The sequence below is a fragment of the Aminobacterium sp. MB27-C1 genome (assembly GCF_030908405.1).
GTDB lineage: Bacteria > Synergistota > Synergistia > Synergistales > Aminobacteriaceae > Aminobacterium.
Genome location: NZ_CP133089.1, coordinates 1 through 15632 on the forward strand (window position 1 = coordinate 1; position 15632 = coordinate 15632).

The following is a 15632-nucleotide window of genomic DNA, read 5'->3' on the forward strand; positions in this document are numbered from 1 at the left end:
TCGTTCTTCAACTGGAATACTCTCTCTGTAGCAAGTTCAGAAGTATAATTTGCCGTGTTGTACCAGAGAGAGCCCGACTTGTTAGCGCCGTAATAAGATACTTATTTTTTACGAGAAAGAAGGTGCTGTGGGCTCCTTCTACGATTTCTCCTTCTGGACAATACAAAATTTCATAAGCTCCTTTGACATTCTTTTTGCCCAGTGAAAGAAAGCATATAATTTATGCTCTTTGTGCTTGGAAGGTACCGCTCTGCATTTATGGGGTGGAGCATGACTCCTTTTTATATAGATATCTGGATTAGGCTTTTGTACAGCTTCAAAAACTACAAAAAATCTTGGTTCATTGATGAAAGATGGTTTTCACCGAGAGGAGTCTCCACCAGTAATATAGGGACGAATCATTGTTTCGCATCCCATTTTTTGAATTCCTTCACGAATAATGCGAGCAATGTTCTCTAGGGTAGGGGGCATGACTATAGACGAAGAAACAGCCGATCCTTCAAGACGTTTAAAGATGAGGAGTCAACATGAGTGGCTTTCTTGAGTGAGTGCATATTGTCTCGAATACTCCAACGCCTCGCTGGATAATTAAATCAGTTACAGGAAGTTGAGCTTCATTGAGGGGTAAAAATTTCCCGTCGAGTAATAACAAAGATTCATACAATTGTCACCTCTTTCGATCTCTGACGCCGTTTGCCATTATAACGTGGAAGATTGTATGTTGCATCTCTTTTTGAAAGCCATGAGAAATGGTATTATTAATATATATGTGCAAGCAAAAGGGGAAGGGGGCGGCCTGCTTTTTTTTCTTCGAAGGCGGCAAAAAAACAAGCAATAGAGCTGCATATTTTAGGATAAAGATAAGGCAGAGTCCTTTTTATTTCGCTTATCTTAGGGGTATTATTTTACCTTCCTACAGGAGCCTATGCTCAAGAACGCTTGGATTCTTCTTCTTCATTCTTATCATAAAGGTTTCCCGTGGAGCGATGGAATAAGCAGAGGAGTATTAAATACTTTTCTTCAAAGTGACATAAACACTAGAGTTTTCATTGAGTATCTTGATGCCAAAAGATCTAGTCCTAAGCGGTATACATTCTTTCTGGAAAACACTCTTCGTTTAAAGTACCAAAAGAGAACTCCAGATGTTGTGATTTGTAGCGATGATGATGCCTACACTTTTTATGCGTCATGCTGGGCAGGCGAATTTTCCCTCATGTCCCTGTTGTATTTTTGCGGGGTGAACAGCAGAGATTCTCTGCCAGTGGAAATAGATAGTCTTACAGCACTGGAGTTATAGAAAAATTGGATATCAAGGGACGATGAATCTTGCCTTAAAAATGTTCCCTTCTACAGAAAATGTTGCTGTTATTTGCGGATTTATCATCAACAGGAATGTGGGTTATAAATCAGCTACGAGAAGAAATGAGATTTTTAAAGATAAAATTAATGCCAAATTGATTTAATTGGATTGCCTCTCCACGAAAGTTTAGCCACGGAGCTTCAAAAACTTCCGCCTCAAACAATTATTTTCCTATTAATATACTTTCAAGATGGTGAAAGGACATTTTTTCCCCACCGATGAAACGATTGCTTTATACAAAAAGAGACTTCTTTCCCGATCTTTTCCGTGTGGGAAATGATGGTTGGAAATGGAGCCATTGGTGGGAGTGTCTTGCGGAGCAGAACATCACGGAAGCAAGCAAGCAGCGGAGCTTGCCATAGAAATACTTAAAGGTAAGGCACCGGCATCTATTCCAATAGGGGAGGATATCCCTGTCTTTATGGCTAATTATTCGGAACTTCGGCAACAATGTGATTTCTATTCGTAGTTTTGCCAAGAAAGACACTTCTGCTTGGTGAACTGGTGAAACTTTTTTATCGGTATAGTATGAATCATAGGTATAAATATTGCCATAATAATTATTCTTGCAATGCTGGTTCCAGCTCTTCATTTTAATGATAAGTTGCTTAAAAAAGAAATATCAGAATTACGAAAAGAGACAGAGCATTTAAGAAAAACTTTTTGAAAAACTCATACCCCCACGGAACTGAATCCTTACAAATGCTTTAAAGGTGAGATTCTGCGGGCTAATCGTGCGCTTCCTTCGAATGGCTTTGCAGCTATGCGTCGAGATGAAGTTAAAGGTAAAGAAATTGACTTCCTTTTGACAAAAAGGAGGGACATTACAACAACACGCCCAAAATCTTACACGCATAACGACATTGGGGGGCGTTATATCGGAAAATGAAACATCAAGAGTATGTAAAGATGGAAATGTTATCCCAGTATCAATTTCAGGTTTTCCCTTAATGATAAACGGGGTATATCGTGGTAGTTACGGTATCTACACTGATATTTCCTCTCGTAAAGAAATGAAAATATTATCCGTAAGCACTTAAAGTCCGAAGAAATCATTTCCTCCTTTTCAGCTCAACTTGTTAAAGGACAAGAGGTCGAAAATGTTATTTATACATCTCTTCATGAATTGAGACTTTTTTAAATGCCCGATATATGGCTATATTTCTCTTTAGCGGAAGCGAATATGAAGACGGAAGAGCATATGTCAGGCACGAGAGAGAGAAAGAAAAAGATAGCTTTTTTACACTCTCTTTTGATGAGACGGAACCTTTGCGGCGAACATTGAAGTCTCAGCCTTTCCTTTCTTTGGATGATAGTCCCTTTACTTGGAACACCTCAGAGAAGAATGCAATTCTATTGCCTCGTAAGAATGAAACGATGGTTCTTTTTCCTCTTTTAAAAGAAGGGATCACTGCTGGTTGTATCTGTAGCGTTTTTGTGCGGAATAATGAAAATGAACATATTATTGAGGGGCTTTTAGGAATTTATTCTCATTTGTTGAGTTCTGCTTTTTTACGCAATGAAACAGAAAAGGTGCTTAAAAAAAATATACAGCTACTATCGAAAACATTTGAAGAGACATTCCACTTAATGAGCCGATTACTTGAAATAAAAGGATCCCTACACAGCAGATCATCAGCAAAAAGTTGCCTTGCTTGCAAGAAGGATTGCCGAAAAAATGAATCTTACAGAAGAGCAAATAACAGCTGTTTATTACGCAGCCCTTGTTCATGATATAGGTAAAATCCCTATCCCCTCCTCAATTTTGAGCAAACCTGGACGTCTTAACGAGGCAGAATTTACCATTATTCAAAATCACGTAAATTTGGGGACAAATATCCTTTCTGCTATTGATTTTCCATGGCCCATTGCTGATATAGTGAGGCAAACATCATGAACATATAGATGGAACTGGGTATCCCCGTAGGTTGAAAGGCGATGAGATTTCTATTGAAGCCAGAATAATCTGTGTAGCAGATGTTGTAGAAGCCATGTCTTCTTTTCGTCCCTATCGACCGGCACTGGGCATTGAGGAAGCTTTGGAAGAAATACAGAAAAAACGGAATATATGGTTTGATAGTAGAGTTGTAGATGCATGTCTTTCAATTTTGAAGAAACAAATGAGTTTTTTGGGATAAAATATAAAAAGATATTCAATAATATATAAAGTAGAGCAATAGTGAGAGTAGGCAAAATTATAATCAAGGGAGGTCGTTTTATGGCATTCCAAGTGTTAGCCATCAATCCTGGATCCACAAGCACGAAGGTTGCCTGGTTTCATGATGATGAGGAACAGTGGAGAGAAACGGTTCGGCATGATCCTGACGAGTTGGCACACTTTGAAGCCATAGCGGATCAATTTGAATTTCGCCTTGCCACAATTGAAAGAGCGGCTTTTTCTCATGGTTCTTCTTTGATAAACTTAGTGCAGTTGTTGGGCGAGGAGGTCTTGTTGATCCTATTCCTGGTGGGACTTTTGCCGTTGATGATACATTATTGAAACGTCTAAAGTAGGTAAACCTTGGGAACACGCATCGAATCTTGGCGGCATCATCGCTGATGCCATTGCCCGACCTCGTCATATTCCTGCCTTTATTGTCGACCCTGTCGCTGTTGACGAAAATGAACGATATCGCTCGTATCACGGGTTTCCCTGAGCTTCCTAAAGTTTCGCTAGCCCATGCCCTTAATATCAAGGCGACAGTTCGTCGTGCTGCTAAAGATCTTGGGCGAGAATGGAATAAGTTAAATGTTGTAGTTGCGCATATAGGAGGTGGGTCAACTGTTTGTGCTCATTGTCAGGGGCGAATGGTCGATCTTAACAGCGGAAATGATTTCGGTCCCTTTTCACCAGAAAGGGCTGGAGGCTTGCCTGCCGGAGATTTAGCCAGGCTTTGTTTTAGTGGTAAATACAGCGAAAAAGACTTACTTCGAAGGTTAGTTGGTAATGGGGGAATGAAGGCATATCTTGGAACCAGCGATGTTCGAGAGGTAAAAAAGCGAATTGAATCTGGAGATGAAGAAGCCAAGCTTGTTTACGAAGCAATGGCATATCATTTCTCTAAAGAAATTGCGGCTCAGGCAATTGCTATGTCTGGAGACGTAGACGCTATTCTTATTACTGGTGGAGTCGCTTATGATAGTGATTTTGTCGCGTTGTTACAGACGAGAATACAATGGATTGCGCCAGTACTTGTTTACCCAGGGGAAGACGAAATGAAGGCGCTGGCTGAGGGGGCTCTTCGTGTGTTAAGAGGCGAGGAGCAAGCTCAAAATTATGAACAAAGGGTTGCAGGAGGCGGTGGTAGACATGATGCATAATCTCGACTTTCTGCTTGAATTATGCCAAACAGGAAGACGCATGAATCTAGCTGTAGCTTGCCCTTATGGGGACGATGTTCTTGGAGCAGTTTGCGAAGCCCATAAGAGAGGATTAATTAATGGGATTCTTGTTGGAGATTCTGAACAAATTAAGAAAAAAGCGGAAGCGCATGGTTTTGACCTTGAGGGACTTTCTTTTGTAGATGAAAAGAATGACTACGCAGCTACAGAAAAAGCGGTGCAAATGGTTTCATCGAAAGATGCTGATTTGTTAATGAAGGGTTTTGTAAAGACAGCTGTTTTGCTTCATGCCGTTTTGAACAAAGAGTGGGGGCTACGTGCAGGCTCTTTACTTTCTCATCTTTTCCTCTTCGAAATACCACTTCTCGATCGCAGAATTTTAGGAATATCTGATGGTGGAATGAATATGTATCCTGACCTAAATGCTAAGGTTGGTATTATTGAAAATGCTGTAAAATGTTACCATAAGATTGGTGTGAGCAATCCTCTCATTGCTGCGTTGGGAGCCGTTGAGGTTGTAAACCCCGATATGCCCGCCACCCTAGATGCTGCGGCTTTGACACAAATGAACCGACGTGGACAAATCAAAGGTTGTACTGTTGATGGCCCCTTTGCTCTTGATAACGCAGGTAAGCGATGAGGCCGCTCGAATAAAAGAATATAGATTCTCCTGTTGCAGGAAAAGCTGATATGTTGCTTGTTCCCTCAATTGAAGCAGGAAATATGATCGGAAAAGTATTGCTCTATATGACAGGTGGACGCGGGGCAGGTGTTATCCTTGGAGCGAAAAAACCCATAGTTTTGACGAGTCGTTTTGATTCAATGGAAACAAAACTGCTCTCCATAGCTTTGGGTGCTGTCGTTGCAAGTAAGGAATAAATATATTTTTAATCTATATAAGGAGGTTCTTTATACTCATGGAACAAATTCGTTCTTTGTCTCAGTTACTTGAATATGCGAAAAAGATAGGTGCAGAAAAAGGGCCGAAAAAACTTTCTGTTGCAATGGCAGAAGATGCGGGTCTGCTTTCTGCTATTGAAGAGGCTCGTGTTGCTGGCATTGCTGAAGCAATTCTCGTTGGACGCAAAGAGAAGATTGAAGTAGCAGCTAAAGAAGCAGGTGTTGATCTTGCTAACTATGAGGTTGTGGATGAGCCCAGAGGAGAATCTGCAATGGCTATGACGGCTGTTGAAAAAGTATCTTCTGGTCAGGCACACATCTATATGAAAGGACAGCTTCATACCAATCATTTTCTTCGGGGAATGCTTAATAAGGAAGTTGGTCTTAGAAAAGGCAAAAACACGATTTCACACTGCTATTTCCATTCAGTAGAAGGATATGACAGAGTTTTCTTTGTAGCAGATGCGGCCTTTAATATGTATCCTGACCTTCCCGCTAAAGCAAATATACTTCAGAACACTGTCAATTTTGCAAGGGCTTTTGGCGTTGAGGAACCTAAAGTTGCTGTTTTAGCAGCTGTCGAAGTAGTTAATCCCGATATGCCTTGCACTATAGATGCATCTGCTTTAACTCAGATGAATCGCAGAGGTCAGATAAAGAATTGTGTTGTTGATGGTCCCTTTGCCCTTGATAATGCTGTAAGTGAAGAGTCTGCTAAAACAAAGGGTCTCGTTTCTCCTGTGGCTGGTAAGGCTGATGTATTGCTTTGTTCCAGATATTGAGGCTGGCAATATGATGGTCAAGGCTCTTGTTTACTTCTCAAAGAATGAGACAGCAGGATTCTATTCTTGGAGCAGCTGCTCCAGTTATTCTTACAAGCAGAGCAGATTCACCCAGAGCTAAACTCCTTTCCATTGCAGCAGCAGTTCTCCTTTCATCCTTTGAAGAAAAATAATAATTTTAATATATGGAAGGGCTACATAATGTAGCCCTTCTTAAAAACTGAGGGGGAAAAAAATGAGAGTGCTAGCAATTAACCCTGGTTCCACGAGCACAAAAGTAGCTCTTTATGAAGACGGAACAGAGCTTTGGAGCGACACTCAACGATATAGCGTAGATGACATTAAGCGATTTCCTCAATTTCAGATCAAGAAGAATTCCGTCGCAATGAAATAAGAAAGGCACTAGATTCTCACAATACGGATTTATCCTCTCTTGACGCTGCAGTAGGACGTGGCGGCTTGCTAAAACCTATTCCAGGCGGAACGTATGTTGTAAACGAGCCTATGTTAGATGATTTACGTTCGTGCCGATATGGTTCTCATGCGTGTAATTTAGGTGCTCCTCTAGCGATTCACTTAGCGCAGGAAGGCGGATGCAACAAAGCATTTATCGTCGATCCTGTGGTTGTTGATGAAATGATTCCCGAAGCTCGTCTTTCCGGTTTGCCCGAGATTGAACGGCGGTCTTTATTTCATGCTCTTAATCAGAAAGCTGTTGCGCGACGTGCTGCAGCAGAGATTGGTAAAAAAGTTGATGACTGTAATTTTATCGTTGCCCACATGGGAGGAGGCGTATCGGTCGGTGCCCATGATCACGGCCGAGTCGTTGATGTAAATAATGCCCTTGATGGCGAAGGTCCATTTTCACCTGAAAGATCAGGTTCCCTTCCCGCAGGTGGATTAGTCCATTTAGCCTTTAGTGGAGAGTATGATCTTAACAGCCTTTTGAAGCGTATGGTTGGTGGAGGAGGTCTTGTTGCCCATCTTGGAACAAACGATTTACGGGAAGTTCAACGTAGAATCGTTGAAGATCATGACGAGAAGGCATCCCTTATTTTTGAAGCCCAGACATACCAGATTTCTAAAGAAATAGGTGCCTGTTCAGCTGTTCTAAAGGGATGTGTAGACGCTATAGTCCTAACAGGAGGTTTGGCCTATAGTGAAATGTTCGTTGAGAAAATCCGTCAACGAGTATCATTTATTGCTCCAGTAATAGTCTATCCTGGCGAGGACGAAATGAAGGCTCTTGCGGAAGGGGCCCTTCGTGTTCTTCAAGGAGTTGAAAAAGCGAAAGAGTACCGCTAAAAACAGATAAAGAATCAGGTTTTAACATGATTTTGAGGGACTGTCGTAGCCGGCTGTCCCTTTTTTTATGTTTACAGAAAATTCGTATAATGTTACCATAGAAATAATTTCATATAATAGATTTTAAATTCATGGAGTGAAACGAATGGTCGAAAATAAGGAGAACCCAAACAAAAGTCAGATACGCGTTATAGATCGTGTTTTTTCTATTCTTTTCTTTATGGGACACGCCAAGGAACCGCTTGAGTAACAGAGATCGCTAAGAGCGTGGATTTGCCGAAGGCAACAGTATATCGCATTCTCGACAGTCTCATAACACATAGAGTCGTAACAGAGCGTGAAGGGCGATATGAGATAGGGCCCGCTACTCTTTTTTTAGCTGATGCATATCGCTCTCAAGTTGTATTTTCTGAGATAGCACGTCCCTTTCTTTGAAAATCTGAATCATGAAACCAAAGAGACTATTCATCTCTTTATATTTGACCGCGAAGAACTTTTTTATATCGATAAGCTTGAAAGTCCTTATCAGGTAAGAATGCATTCTCGTGTAGGAGTAAAAGGTTCTCTTATTAACCTTTCTGCAGGTAAGGCTATTCTGTCCTCTCTTCAGTGGGAGGATGTTTGTCGTATTTTAGGTGTGGATGCAACACAGGAACTTCATGAAGAGTTAGAAGAAATTCGACTAAGAGGATATGCAGTGGATAACGAACGAAATGAGAAAGGCCTTCGATGTGTTGGATCTGTTATTGTAAATGGTAGCTTAAAACCATTGGGAGGGTTAAGTCTCTCTGCGCCCGTATATCGTTTTGATTCTGCAATGATAACTGACTATGGTGATAAGGTTCATAAAACAGCGCAAGCCATAAGTAGCGCATTGCTTCAATATGAGCAAAAAAGATTTAAAAATAAATAAGCTTCAAGGCGAAGGAGGAACATGAAATGCTTAAAACCCCTAAGTTAGTAATGATTCCAGGTCCCACTCCCGTAACCCGTTCCATCCAAGATCAAATGGGCAGAGAGACAGTAGCTTTTGGTGACTCATCCTTTGTTCAGGATTACAAAGAAGTTTTGGCTGATTTGAAAGAACTCTGGAAGTGTAGTGGCGAAGTTTTCGTTATTGCAGGTTCAGGAACATTAGCTATGGAGATGGCCATAGCTAATATTACCAAACGAGGCGATAGTGTTCTCATTTGTTCCAATGGTTTTTTCGGAGATCGTTTTATTGATATGTGCCAGAGAAAGGGGCTTGATGTCGAACTTCTTTCTGCCCCATGGGGTACATCTGTTACAGCTGAAGATGTGGAAAAAAAGCTTGCCGAAAAAAAATACGATGTGGTTACAGTGACTCACGTGGAAACGTCTACTGGCGTTATGGCTCCCATCGAAGCTATTGGAAAAGTTGTTAAAGCCCACGGAGCTCTTTATGTTGTCGATGGTGTTGCTGCATCTGCAGGGGCAGAAGAATATGTTGATCCAATGGGAATTGACGTTCTTCTTACATGTTCACAAAAAGCTTTTGGAGTTGCCCCTGGCCTTGCAATCCTTTGGGCAAGTACCAAAGCAGTGGAAAAAGACGTTCTCTTGAGACAATCCCCGAGTCATACGCAGACTTTGAAAAATGGCTTCCGGTAATGCATGATCCCTCTAAATATTGGGGAACTCCCGCTGTTAATCTCGTATGGGCACTTAAAGAATCTGTACGAATCATAAAGGAAGAAGGAATTGCTGAACGCTATGCACGCCATCTTCGCCAGGCCGATCTCTTTGATGGAGCTCTTGAGACGTTAGGTTTTAACGTAGCCGCAGAGAAAGCATTCCGTGCGCCGACCCTTTCAGTTTACCTTTACCCAGAAGGAAGCGTTGTTGATGACGCCACATTTAGAAAAATATTGGCTGAAGAAGGAGCGCAGACAGCTGGTTGTCTTGGAGATTTTGCAGGAAAGGGTTTTAGAATGGGGCATATGGGCAATGTTGATAAACATATTCTAGTTTCTGCTATTGCCGCAGTAGAGCGAACGGCTATGCGTTGCGGAATGGATATTGAACCAGGGAAAGGATTGGCTGTCTTGCAAAAAGGATTGGTGGAAGAACATTAATTTTTAGAGTGGGGGTATCTCTTATGTTTGAACCACGAGGTATTTTTGCTCCAGTAGCGACGACTTTTAACGACTTAGGTAACATTGATCTTCAGAAATATAAAGAGAATACTGTGAAATTTAGTAAAACAGGTCTGGCCGGTCTGGTTATTCTCGGAAGTAATGGCGAATTTGTTATGCTTGATATGGGAGAGAAAGTCTCCTTGGTTGAAACGGCGAGAAAAGCCCTTCCTTCCTCAATGAGAGTTATTGCGGGAACAGGATGTGAGTCTGTTCGAGATACTATAGAACTTACCAGGCGATGTGCAGATGTAGGGGCAAATGCTGCCCTTGTAATAACGCCTCACTTTTTTAAAAAAGATATGAATTCTCAGACACTTGAAAATTTCTTTATTGCTATAGCTGATGCCTCTCCTATCCCGATTATGCTTTATAACATGCCTGGAAATGCCGGAGTCAATATCCCCCCATCTCTAGCAGTAGCTCTTTCTAAGCATCCCAATATAGTGGGAATTAAAGATAGCTCTGGAAATATTGTTCAAATAGCTGAAGTTATTGCTGGGACAAAAGAAAATAAATTTTCGGTTTTTGCAGGATCAGGAAGTTTTCTCCTTCCTACCCTTCTACTTGGTGGAGTTGGTGGAACTCTCGCAGTTGCTAATGTGGTTCCTGAATATTGTGTATCCCTTTATAACGCCTGGAACAATAAGGAACTCGATAAAGCCAGGGAACTTCAATTGGGATTGCTTGAGCTTAATGCTGCTGTTACGGGACGTTTTGGTATTGGAGGCATGAAAGCCGCTATGGAAATGGCAGGATATTGGGGCGGAAAACCAAGATTGCCGATTCTCCCAGCCACTGAGACAATGAGAGAAGAGATTCAAAGAATCTATGACAGGACGATTTCCCATTTCTCTCGAATTGAAGGAAAAGAATATTGAAAATAAGAGGCCAGGGATTATCTTTTCCTGGCCTCTTCGATTATACTTATGCCCGAGCTTGAACCGAAAATGGTTGCTCCTACGTCAATGAAAGCCTGAATTTGAGCTAGATTTCTAACACCGCCAGATACTTTTATTCCTTTTTCTCCATTGATTGTTTTTGCGATAACTTCCACCTCTTGTAAAGTAGTATCCTTTCCACAAAAACCTGTGCTTGTTTTTATGAAATGGATTCCTTTGTGATTCAGAGCGATACGGCACACTTGTTCTATTTCTTCATAGGAGAGAAGAGGTGTTTCTATAATCAGTTTAAGAATCTTTCCTTTGGCAGATTTGCAAAGTTCACTCATCTCTTGATCTACTTCGTTCCAGTTTCCCGACTTCACATTATTAATATTAATAACAACATCAAGGTCCGAAAGAGCGTTATCCAGATTTTTGTACATGTCAATTTCATAACATTTTATGGCAATCGAAGTATATCCAAGAGGGAACCCAACAACGGCGGAGAAAAACAGGGGATATTTTTAGAAAGAGAAGAGTGAATAACTTTTTCAATAGCAAAAGGAGGAATAACGAGAGATCTGAAATGATAAGGTAAGCTTTTTAAAACAAAATTTTTAATATCGGCCCACGTTGCCGTTTGTTTAAGCAGAGTATTGTCTACTATTTTTTCTACATTTTTGAAATCCATGCGAACCCCTCCGATCTTTTTTATAACTATACCATTCTTGATAAAAATGCCTTTTGACGGACGCTACGTCACCATGTAGAATAAGACAACACTCCTTATAAAAGGAGATGAGAGGAGGCCCTCATGGTTCAGATAAAAGAAGGTAACACGGTATCAGTGCATTACAAGGGCACTTTAGATGATGGTACAGTATTCGACACTTCAGAAGGCCGTGATCCGTTAAAATTTACAGTAGGCGCAGGCCAGGTTATTGAAGGGTTTGATAAAGCGGTTTTAGATATGTCTATCGGAGATTCTAAGACAGTTACAATCCCTGCAGCAGAAGCATATGGGGAATATGAGCCTAATTTGATGGCCGAGGTCCCTGCAGAGCATATTCCAGGTGATCTTGAACCCAAGACTGGAGAAGTGTTACAAGTCCAAACACCAGATGGGCATGTTTTCAATGCTTTAGTTGTGGATGTGAGTGAGAAAGGCATGATGCTTGATGCCAATCATCCCCTGGCAGGAAAAGCGCTTACGTTCGAAATAACAATTGTGGAAATCGAAGAATAAAAAGGGAACCTCCGAAGGAATGCTTAGCCTCTCGGGGGTTTTCGCTTATAAAAGGGTGCTATCATACAGAATCATTTCTTTTGTAGGCTTGAGACAAAACTTTTTCCAGTGTAAAGTAAGGGTAGAATAATAAATAATATGAAAAAGAAAAAATAAAAAAGAGGAATATATATTCCTCAAAATCCAGCCGCAAGGAGTGATGTGCATATGCTGACGGAGAACATCGTTACGGTGGCCGGGACTCTGCATCACGTCCAGGGTAAAAAGATTCTTCAAAATAGGTTGGGTGAGTATGTGACCTTTGCACTAAAGCAAGAAACCCCTTGGGACGATGGGAGTACCCGGCGCGATTTTCTACTTATGCGGGCGTATCAACCGGAACTGAGAAAATGGGTTCTGAGCCGTAAGGAGGGCACGACTGTACGAGTAGAAGGAGATGTTCGTTCGTCACTTGGCAGCGGAGAGATGTATGTTCTTGTTCGGGCGATAGAAGAAATTTAAGGGAGGTTTTGTGCCTCCCTTTTTTCGTGGCCTTGTTGCACTTGGCGAAAATGTCCTGTTCGTGGTATATATGTTCTCCATACGAAGCAAGGTAAAGGAGTTGGAAGAGGCAAAATGATGGAAAATAACGTAAAAATAACTGGAGTATTACATTTTATTGAAGGCGAAAAAGAGCAAGTCAGCCGTATGGGAAAGTATGTTGCTTTTGCGGTAAAACAGGATACGCCATGGGAAGATGGCAACGTTCGCCACGATTTTCTTCTGATGCGGGCGTTTGGTTCCACTGAGCAGGCTTGGGTATTGGCTCATGAGGAAGGGACGCCTGTTCGCGTCGAAGGGAAACTTCGCTCTTCTGCTGGAAGTGGCGAGATGTATATTCAGGTAGATACAATCGAAGAAGTAAAAGACTAATAAGTTATTAAAGAAAAAAGGCAGAAAACGGGGTATTTATAAATCCCGGTTTCCTGCCTTTTTGCGTAGCATCAGCGAACTATTGTTTCGAGAGCTTGAAGAGCTTTTTCATAATCTGGTTCGTTAGTAGCTTCTGGAACGATTTCTATATACCTAATAATATCGTCTTTATCTGCAATAAAGACGGCACGAGTAAGTAAACGAAGTTCTTTAATCAAAACACCCCAATTTGTGCCGAAAGAGGCATCTCTATGGTCAGAAAGAGCAATAGCGCTTTCAATGCCTTTGGTAGCGCAAAAACGTTTTAAGGCAAAAGGAAGATCCATTGAAATATTTAAGATGGCTACGTCATCAGGTTGATTGGCAGCATCTTCGTTGAACCAATGGATTTGCAAGTCGCAGACGGGGGTATCAAGTGACGGGGTTACAGAAATAACTTTAATGCATCCTGAAAAATCGCGTAGAGTTTTCGAAGTTAGATTCTGGTCAAGAACGTTGAATTCAGGAGCTTTGTCACCTATCGAAAGAGCAGGGCCAATAAGGGTTAACGGATTTCCCTTCATAGTTACGATTCCTGTTTTTTCCATAAAAAGTCACCTCCATATACTTCATACCAGTATTTAATTTTATCATAAAAATATTTGAATACTGCACCCTGATAAAATAGTGGCGTAAATATGAAAAATGTGTAAAATAAAATAGGTATATGAAAAAATAACCAAAATGTAATCTAAGGTATTTTTAGAAAACGGGGGCGTAGCGCACACTGTAAAGTGGAGGGCGTTCAATGAACTTGGCACGGCGGATTCCAGTATGGGATATCCCTTGTTGTTCTGGCGTGATTATAGAAGACGTATTGTCTCCAGGAGGAGCCTTATTAGTTCCTAAAGGGATGAATCTCTCTAAACTGGGGGATTCACGCTTGTCTTTTGCCAATACACTTCAGGAGCGCGGAATTTGTTACGTAACTGTTAAAGAGGATGTTGATTTTGTCCTTGGAGAAGTTTTTGATGTTCTGGAAGCCTTGGATCTTCCTTCAAATCCTGTCGATTCGCGAATTGCCCTTCAAACTATTCATGAAGTTCGTCGTATTTTCAGTGCCATCGCATCAGGAGAGGTCTCTCAAGTCTGCCTTGTTCCTCTTTTACGAGTTGGAAGGTTGCTTGCGCAATGCATTACAAAGAACCCTCGAATCTTACTTTCATTGGGTAGTGTAAGAGAGCAGGATCAATATACGTTTGTTCATTCCTTTAATGTAGCGTTATTAAGTGGTTTTCTCGCATATCGTCTTTTTCCAGAAAATCTTGGTCTTGTAGAAGCTGTAACAACAGGAGGGCTACTTCACGATTTGGGGAAAGCCCGACTTCCTCTTTCCATTTTGAACAAACCATCTCGTTTATCTGAAAATGAATTCGAAGAAGTAAAAACACCCTGTATATGGTGCGAGTATTGCAAAACAATTAGGTATTGATGATGAACGAATTCTTACAGTGATAGAGTCTCATCACGAGAGAATTGATGGAACAGGCTACCCCTATGGTCTGAAATTAGGAGAGATACCGATTGAAGCTCGAATTGCTTCTGTAGCTGATGTTTATGATGCTCTTACTACAGTTCGTATTTATAAAGAATCCGTTCCTTTGCACCGAGCTATTTCTATCATTATAGAAAATACGGAGTATCAATTTGATAGAACAGTAGTTACCGCTTTTTTGAACGCTGTGGGGATGTACCCTCCGGGAACAATTGTTCAATTATCAGATAATCGTGTTGGTATTGTTATTGCAGCAGGTGAAAAAAGTATTCTTCGCCCGCGAGTCCTTTTGAAGACAGACGAATATGGAGATCGATATGATGATCATATGGTTTTAGATCTTGCCGATAATGCACACTTGTTTATCCGTTCCACAATAGATGATATTGGCAAACGTAAAGACTCCTTCACTCTTCGAGAGTTTCACTAATATCCATATTTATGTAAATAGTTTAATATAAGACGTCCAGAAATACTTGCTTGTGTCGGTATTGATGGCAGGTTTTCAGGAGTGTACCATTCAGCAGCTTCTATTTCTTTTTCGTCTATATGTATATTCCCTGATTTCCATTGAGCAGTGAAACCGACCATAAGAGAGTGGGGAAATGCCCATGGTTGACTTCCAAAATAATGAATATTTTTAATCTCTATTCCTACCTCTTCCATTACTTCCCGAGCCACAGCCTCTTCCAGATTTTCGCCTGGTTCAACAAATCCAGCTAGAATACTGTATCTTTTGGGAGGGAAATGGGGGCTTCGAGCAAGCAAAAGCTGCCCATCTTTTTCTATGGCTACGGCAATAACCGGTGAAATTGTAGGGTAGATAACTAAATTACATGTGGAACACTCCATAGCTCTATCTACAGCGTGCTCTTGTAGAGGTTGCCCACAACTGCTACAGTAACGTGTCGTGCGACGCCAATACATTAATTGAAAAGCTTGTCCGGCAATGGGAAAAAGGGCATCTCCCAGAACTTCGTAAAGCCCACGCAAAGGAACAAATTCCATTCCCGAGGGAGCTTGCTCTTCTGCCGCTGCTTCTGCCCAGAAATGACCGTTCCCTTTAGGTGAGCCGACTTCTCCCTGGCGAATAAAAGAGATGGGGATACTATCCCTCTCTGAATATTTAGGTATCGTAACAGGGGAATTCTTTCTGACAAGAATGGTCTCCTTTTGAAAGATAAATAAGAGTGAACTCTTCTTTTCCATAT

At 41.2% G+C, this 15632-nt stretch carries 20 protein-coding genes and 5 pseudogenes; 20 read left to right on the forward strand and 5 right to left on the reverse strand.

Annotated features, from left to right (window positions below; translation table 11 throughout):
- Nucleotides 1-7 precede the first annotated feature (7 nt).
- Entirely contained in the window at nt 8-166 is a 159-nt protein-coding gene (locus RBH88_RS00005) for a hypothetical protein (RefSeq protein ID WP_374047590.1), read from the reverse strand.
- A 759-nt stretch (nt 167-925) separates the two neighbouring features.
- Between RBH88_RS00005 and RBH88_RS00010 the strand changes: the two genes are divergently transcribed.
- The 15 genes and pseudogenes from RBH88_RS00010 (at nt 926) to RBH88_RS00075 (ending at nt 10726) form a co-directional block, all read left to right on the forward strand.
- Nucleotides 926-1297, forward strand: a complete 372-nt coding sequence (locus tag RBH88_RS00010; protein ID WP_307879707.1) for a hypothetical protein — start codon at nt 926-928, stop codon at nt 1295-1297.
- A 370-nt stretch (nt 1298-1667) separates the two neighbouring features.
- Nucleotides 1668-1829, forward strand: coding sequence for a hypothetical protein (locus RBH88_RS00015; protein ID WP_307879708.1), 162 nt, complete (start codon nt 1668-1670; stop codon nt 1827-1829).
- 367 nt (nt 1830-2196) lie between these two features.
- Nucleotides 2197-2400: pseudogene (locus RBH88_RS11705) on the forward strand (hypothetical protein); the annotation flags it as partial.
- A gap of 587 nt (nt 2401-2987) precedes the next feature.
- Nucleotides 2988-3257, forward strand: a pseudogene (locus RBH88_RS00020) (HD-GYP domain-containing protein); the annotation flags it as partial.
- A 31-nt stretch (nt 3258-3288) separates the two neighbouring features.
- Nucleotides 3289-3498 (forward strand): HD-GYP domain-containing protein, encoded by a 210-nt coding sequence (locus RBH88_RS00025; RefSeq protein WP_307879709.1) that lies wholly within the window; start codon nt 3289-3291, stop codon nt 3496-3498.
- Between the two features lie 80 nt (nt 3499-3578).
- Nucleotides 3579-4681, forward strand: a pseudogene (gene buk, locus RBH88_RS00030) (butyrate kinase).
- Nucleotides 4671-5342, forward strand: a complete 672-nt coding sequence (locus RBH88_RS00035) for a phosphate acyltransferase (RefSeq protein WP_307879710.1) — start codon at nt 4671-4673, stop codon at nt 5340-5342. Before buk (RBH88_RS00030) ends, RBH88_RS00035 begins: the two are co-directional and overlap by 11 nt.
- A 50-nt stretch (nt 5343-5392) precedes the next feature.
- Entirely contained in the window at nt 5393-5581 is a 189-nt protein-coding gene (locus RBH88_RS00040; RefSeq protein WP_307879711.1) for a hypothetical protein, read from the forward strand.
- Nucleotides 5582-5619: 38 nt separating this feature from the next.
- A pseudogene (locus RBH88_RS00045) lies at nt 5620-6557 on the forward strand (bifunctional enoyl-CoA hydratase/phosphate acetyltransferase).
- A gap of 62 nt (nt 6558-6619) precedes the next feature.
- Nucleotides 6620-7689: pseudogene (buk, locus tag RBH88_RS00050) on the forward strand (butyrate kinase).
- A 267-nt stretch (nt 7690-7956) separates the two neighbouring features.
- Nucleotides 7957-8124: a hypothetical protein gene (locus tag RBH88_RS00055; protein WP_307879712.1), complete on the forward strand. Its 168-nt coding sequence runs from the start codon at nt 7957-7959 to the stop codon at nt 8122-8124.
- 100 nt (nt 8125-8224) lie between these two features.
- The gene (locus RBH88_RS00060) at nt 8225-8602 is read left to right on the forward strand and encodes an IclR family transcriptional regulator C-terminal domain-containing protein (protein WP_307879713.1); all 378 of its coding nucleotides are present in this window, start codon (nt 8225-8227) and stop codon (nt 8600-8602) included.
- Nucleotides 8603-8628: 26 nt separating this feature from the next.
- Nucleotides 8629-9321: an alanine--glyoxylate aminotransferase family protein gene (locus RBH88_RS00065; protein WP_307879714.1), complete on the forward strand. Its 693-nt coding sequence runs from the start codon at nt 8629-8631 to the stop codon at nt 9319-9321.
- Nucleotides 9321-9785: a hypothetical protein gene (locus tag RBH88_RS00070; protein WP_307879715.1), complete on the forward strand. Its 465-nt coding sequence runs from the start codon at nt 9321-9323 to the stop codon at nt 9783-9785. The genes RBH88_RS00065 and RBH88_RS00070 overlap by 1 nt, the downstream gene beginning before the upstream one ends.
- A gap of 23 nt (nt 9786-9808) precedes the next feature.
- Nucleotides 9809-10726 (forward strand): dihydrodipicolinate synthase family protein, encoded by a 918-nt coding sequence (locus RBH88_RS00075; protein WP_307879716.1) that lies wholly within the window; start codon nt 9809-9811, stop codon nt 10724-10726.
- A 17-nt stretch (nt 10727-10743) separates the two neighbouring features.
- Here the strand turns inward: RBH88_RS00075 and deoC are convergent, their stop codons facing one another.
- Both deoC and RBH88_RS00085 read right to left on the reverse strand, forming a co-directional pair.
- Nucleotides 10744-11244: a deoxyribose-phosphate aldolase gene (gene deoC, locus RBH88_RS00080; RefSeq protein WP_307880092.1), complete on the reverse strand. Its 501-nt coding sequence runs from the start codon at nt 11242-11244 to the stop codon at nt 10744-10746.
- Entirely contained in the window at nt 11190-11420 is a 231-nt protein-coding gene (locus RBH88_RS00085) for a hypothetical protein (protein ID WP_307879717.1), read from the reverse strand. Before RBH88_RS00085 ends, deoC begins: the two co-directional genes overlap by 55 nt.
- Before the next feature lie 123 nt (nt 11421-11543).
- Between RBH88_RS00085 and RBH88_RS00090 the strand changes: the two genes are divergently transcribed.
- The 3 genes from RBH88_RS00090 to RBH88_RS00100 all read left to right on the forward strand — a co-directional run bounded on the left by RBH88_RS00090 (nt 11544) and on the right by RBH88_RS00100 (nt 12887).
- On the forward strand, nt 11544-11975 hold the full coding sequence (locus RBH88_RS00090; RefSeq protein WP_213692073.1) for a peptidylprolyl isomerase: 432 nt from the start codon (nt 11544-11546) through the stop codon (nt 11973-11975).
- 207 nt (nt 11976-12182) lie between these two features.
- Entirely contained in the window at nt 12183-12476 is a 294-nt protein-coding gene (locus tag RBH88_RS00095; RefSeq protein WP_213692074.1) for a DNA-binding protein, read from the forward strand.
- Nucleotides 12477-12593: 117 nt separating this feature from the next.
- Entirely contained in the window at nt 12594-12887 is a 294-nt protein-coding gene (locus RBH88_RS00100) for a DNA-binding protein (RefSeq protein ID WP_307879681.1), read from the forward strand.
- Nucleotides 12888-12958: 71 nt separating this feature from the next.
- Here RBH88_RS00100 and tpx read toward each other — a convergent pair whose 3' ends face one another.
- Nucleotides 12959-13474 carry a thiol peroxidase gene (gene tpx, locus RBH88_RS00105; RefSeq protein WP_213692076.1) on the reverse strand — a complete coding sequence of 172 codons (516 nt, stop codon included), beginning with the start codon at nt 13472-13474 and terminating at the stop codon, nt 12959-12961.
- Nucleotides 13475-13674: 200 nt separating this feature from the next.
- On the opposite strand from tpx, the gene RBH88_RS00110 reads away from it, so the two are divergent.
- A complete protein-coding gene (locus RBH88_RS00110; protein ID WP_307879718.1) occupies nt 13675-14358 on the forward strand; it encodes an HD-GYP domain-containing protein in 684 nt (227 codons plus the stop codon).
- Nucleotides 14359-14368: 10 nt separating this feature from the next.
- A complete protein-coding gene (locus RBH88_RS00115) occupies nt 14369-14851 on the forward strand; it encodes an HD-GYP domain-containing protein (RefSeq protein WP_307880093.1) in 483 nt (160 codons plus the stop codon).
- Here RBH88_RS00115 and nudC read toward each other — a convergent pair.
- Nucleotides 14848-15630 carry an NAD(+) diphosphatase gene (gene nudC / locus RBH88_RS00120; RefSeq protein ID WP_307879719.1) on the reverse strand — a complete coding sequence of 261 codons (783 nt, stop codon included), beginning with the start codon at nt 15628-15630 and terminating at the stop codon, nt 14848-14850. The genes RBH88_RS00115 and nudC overlap by 4 nt on opposite strands.
- Nucleotides 15631-15632 lie beyond the last annotated feature (2 nt).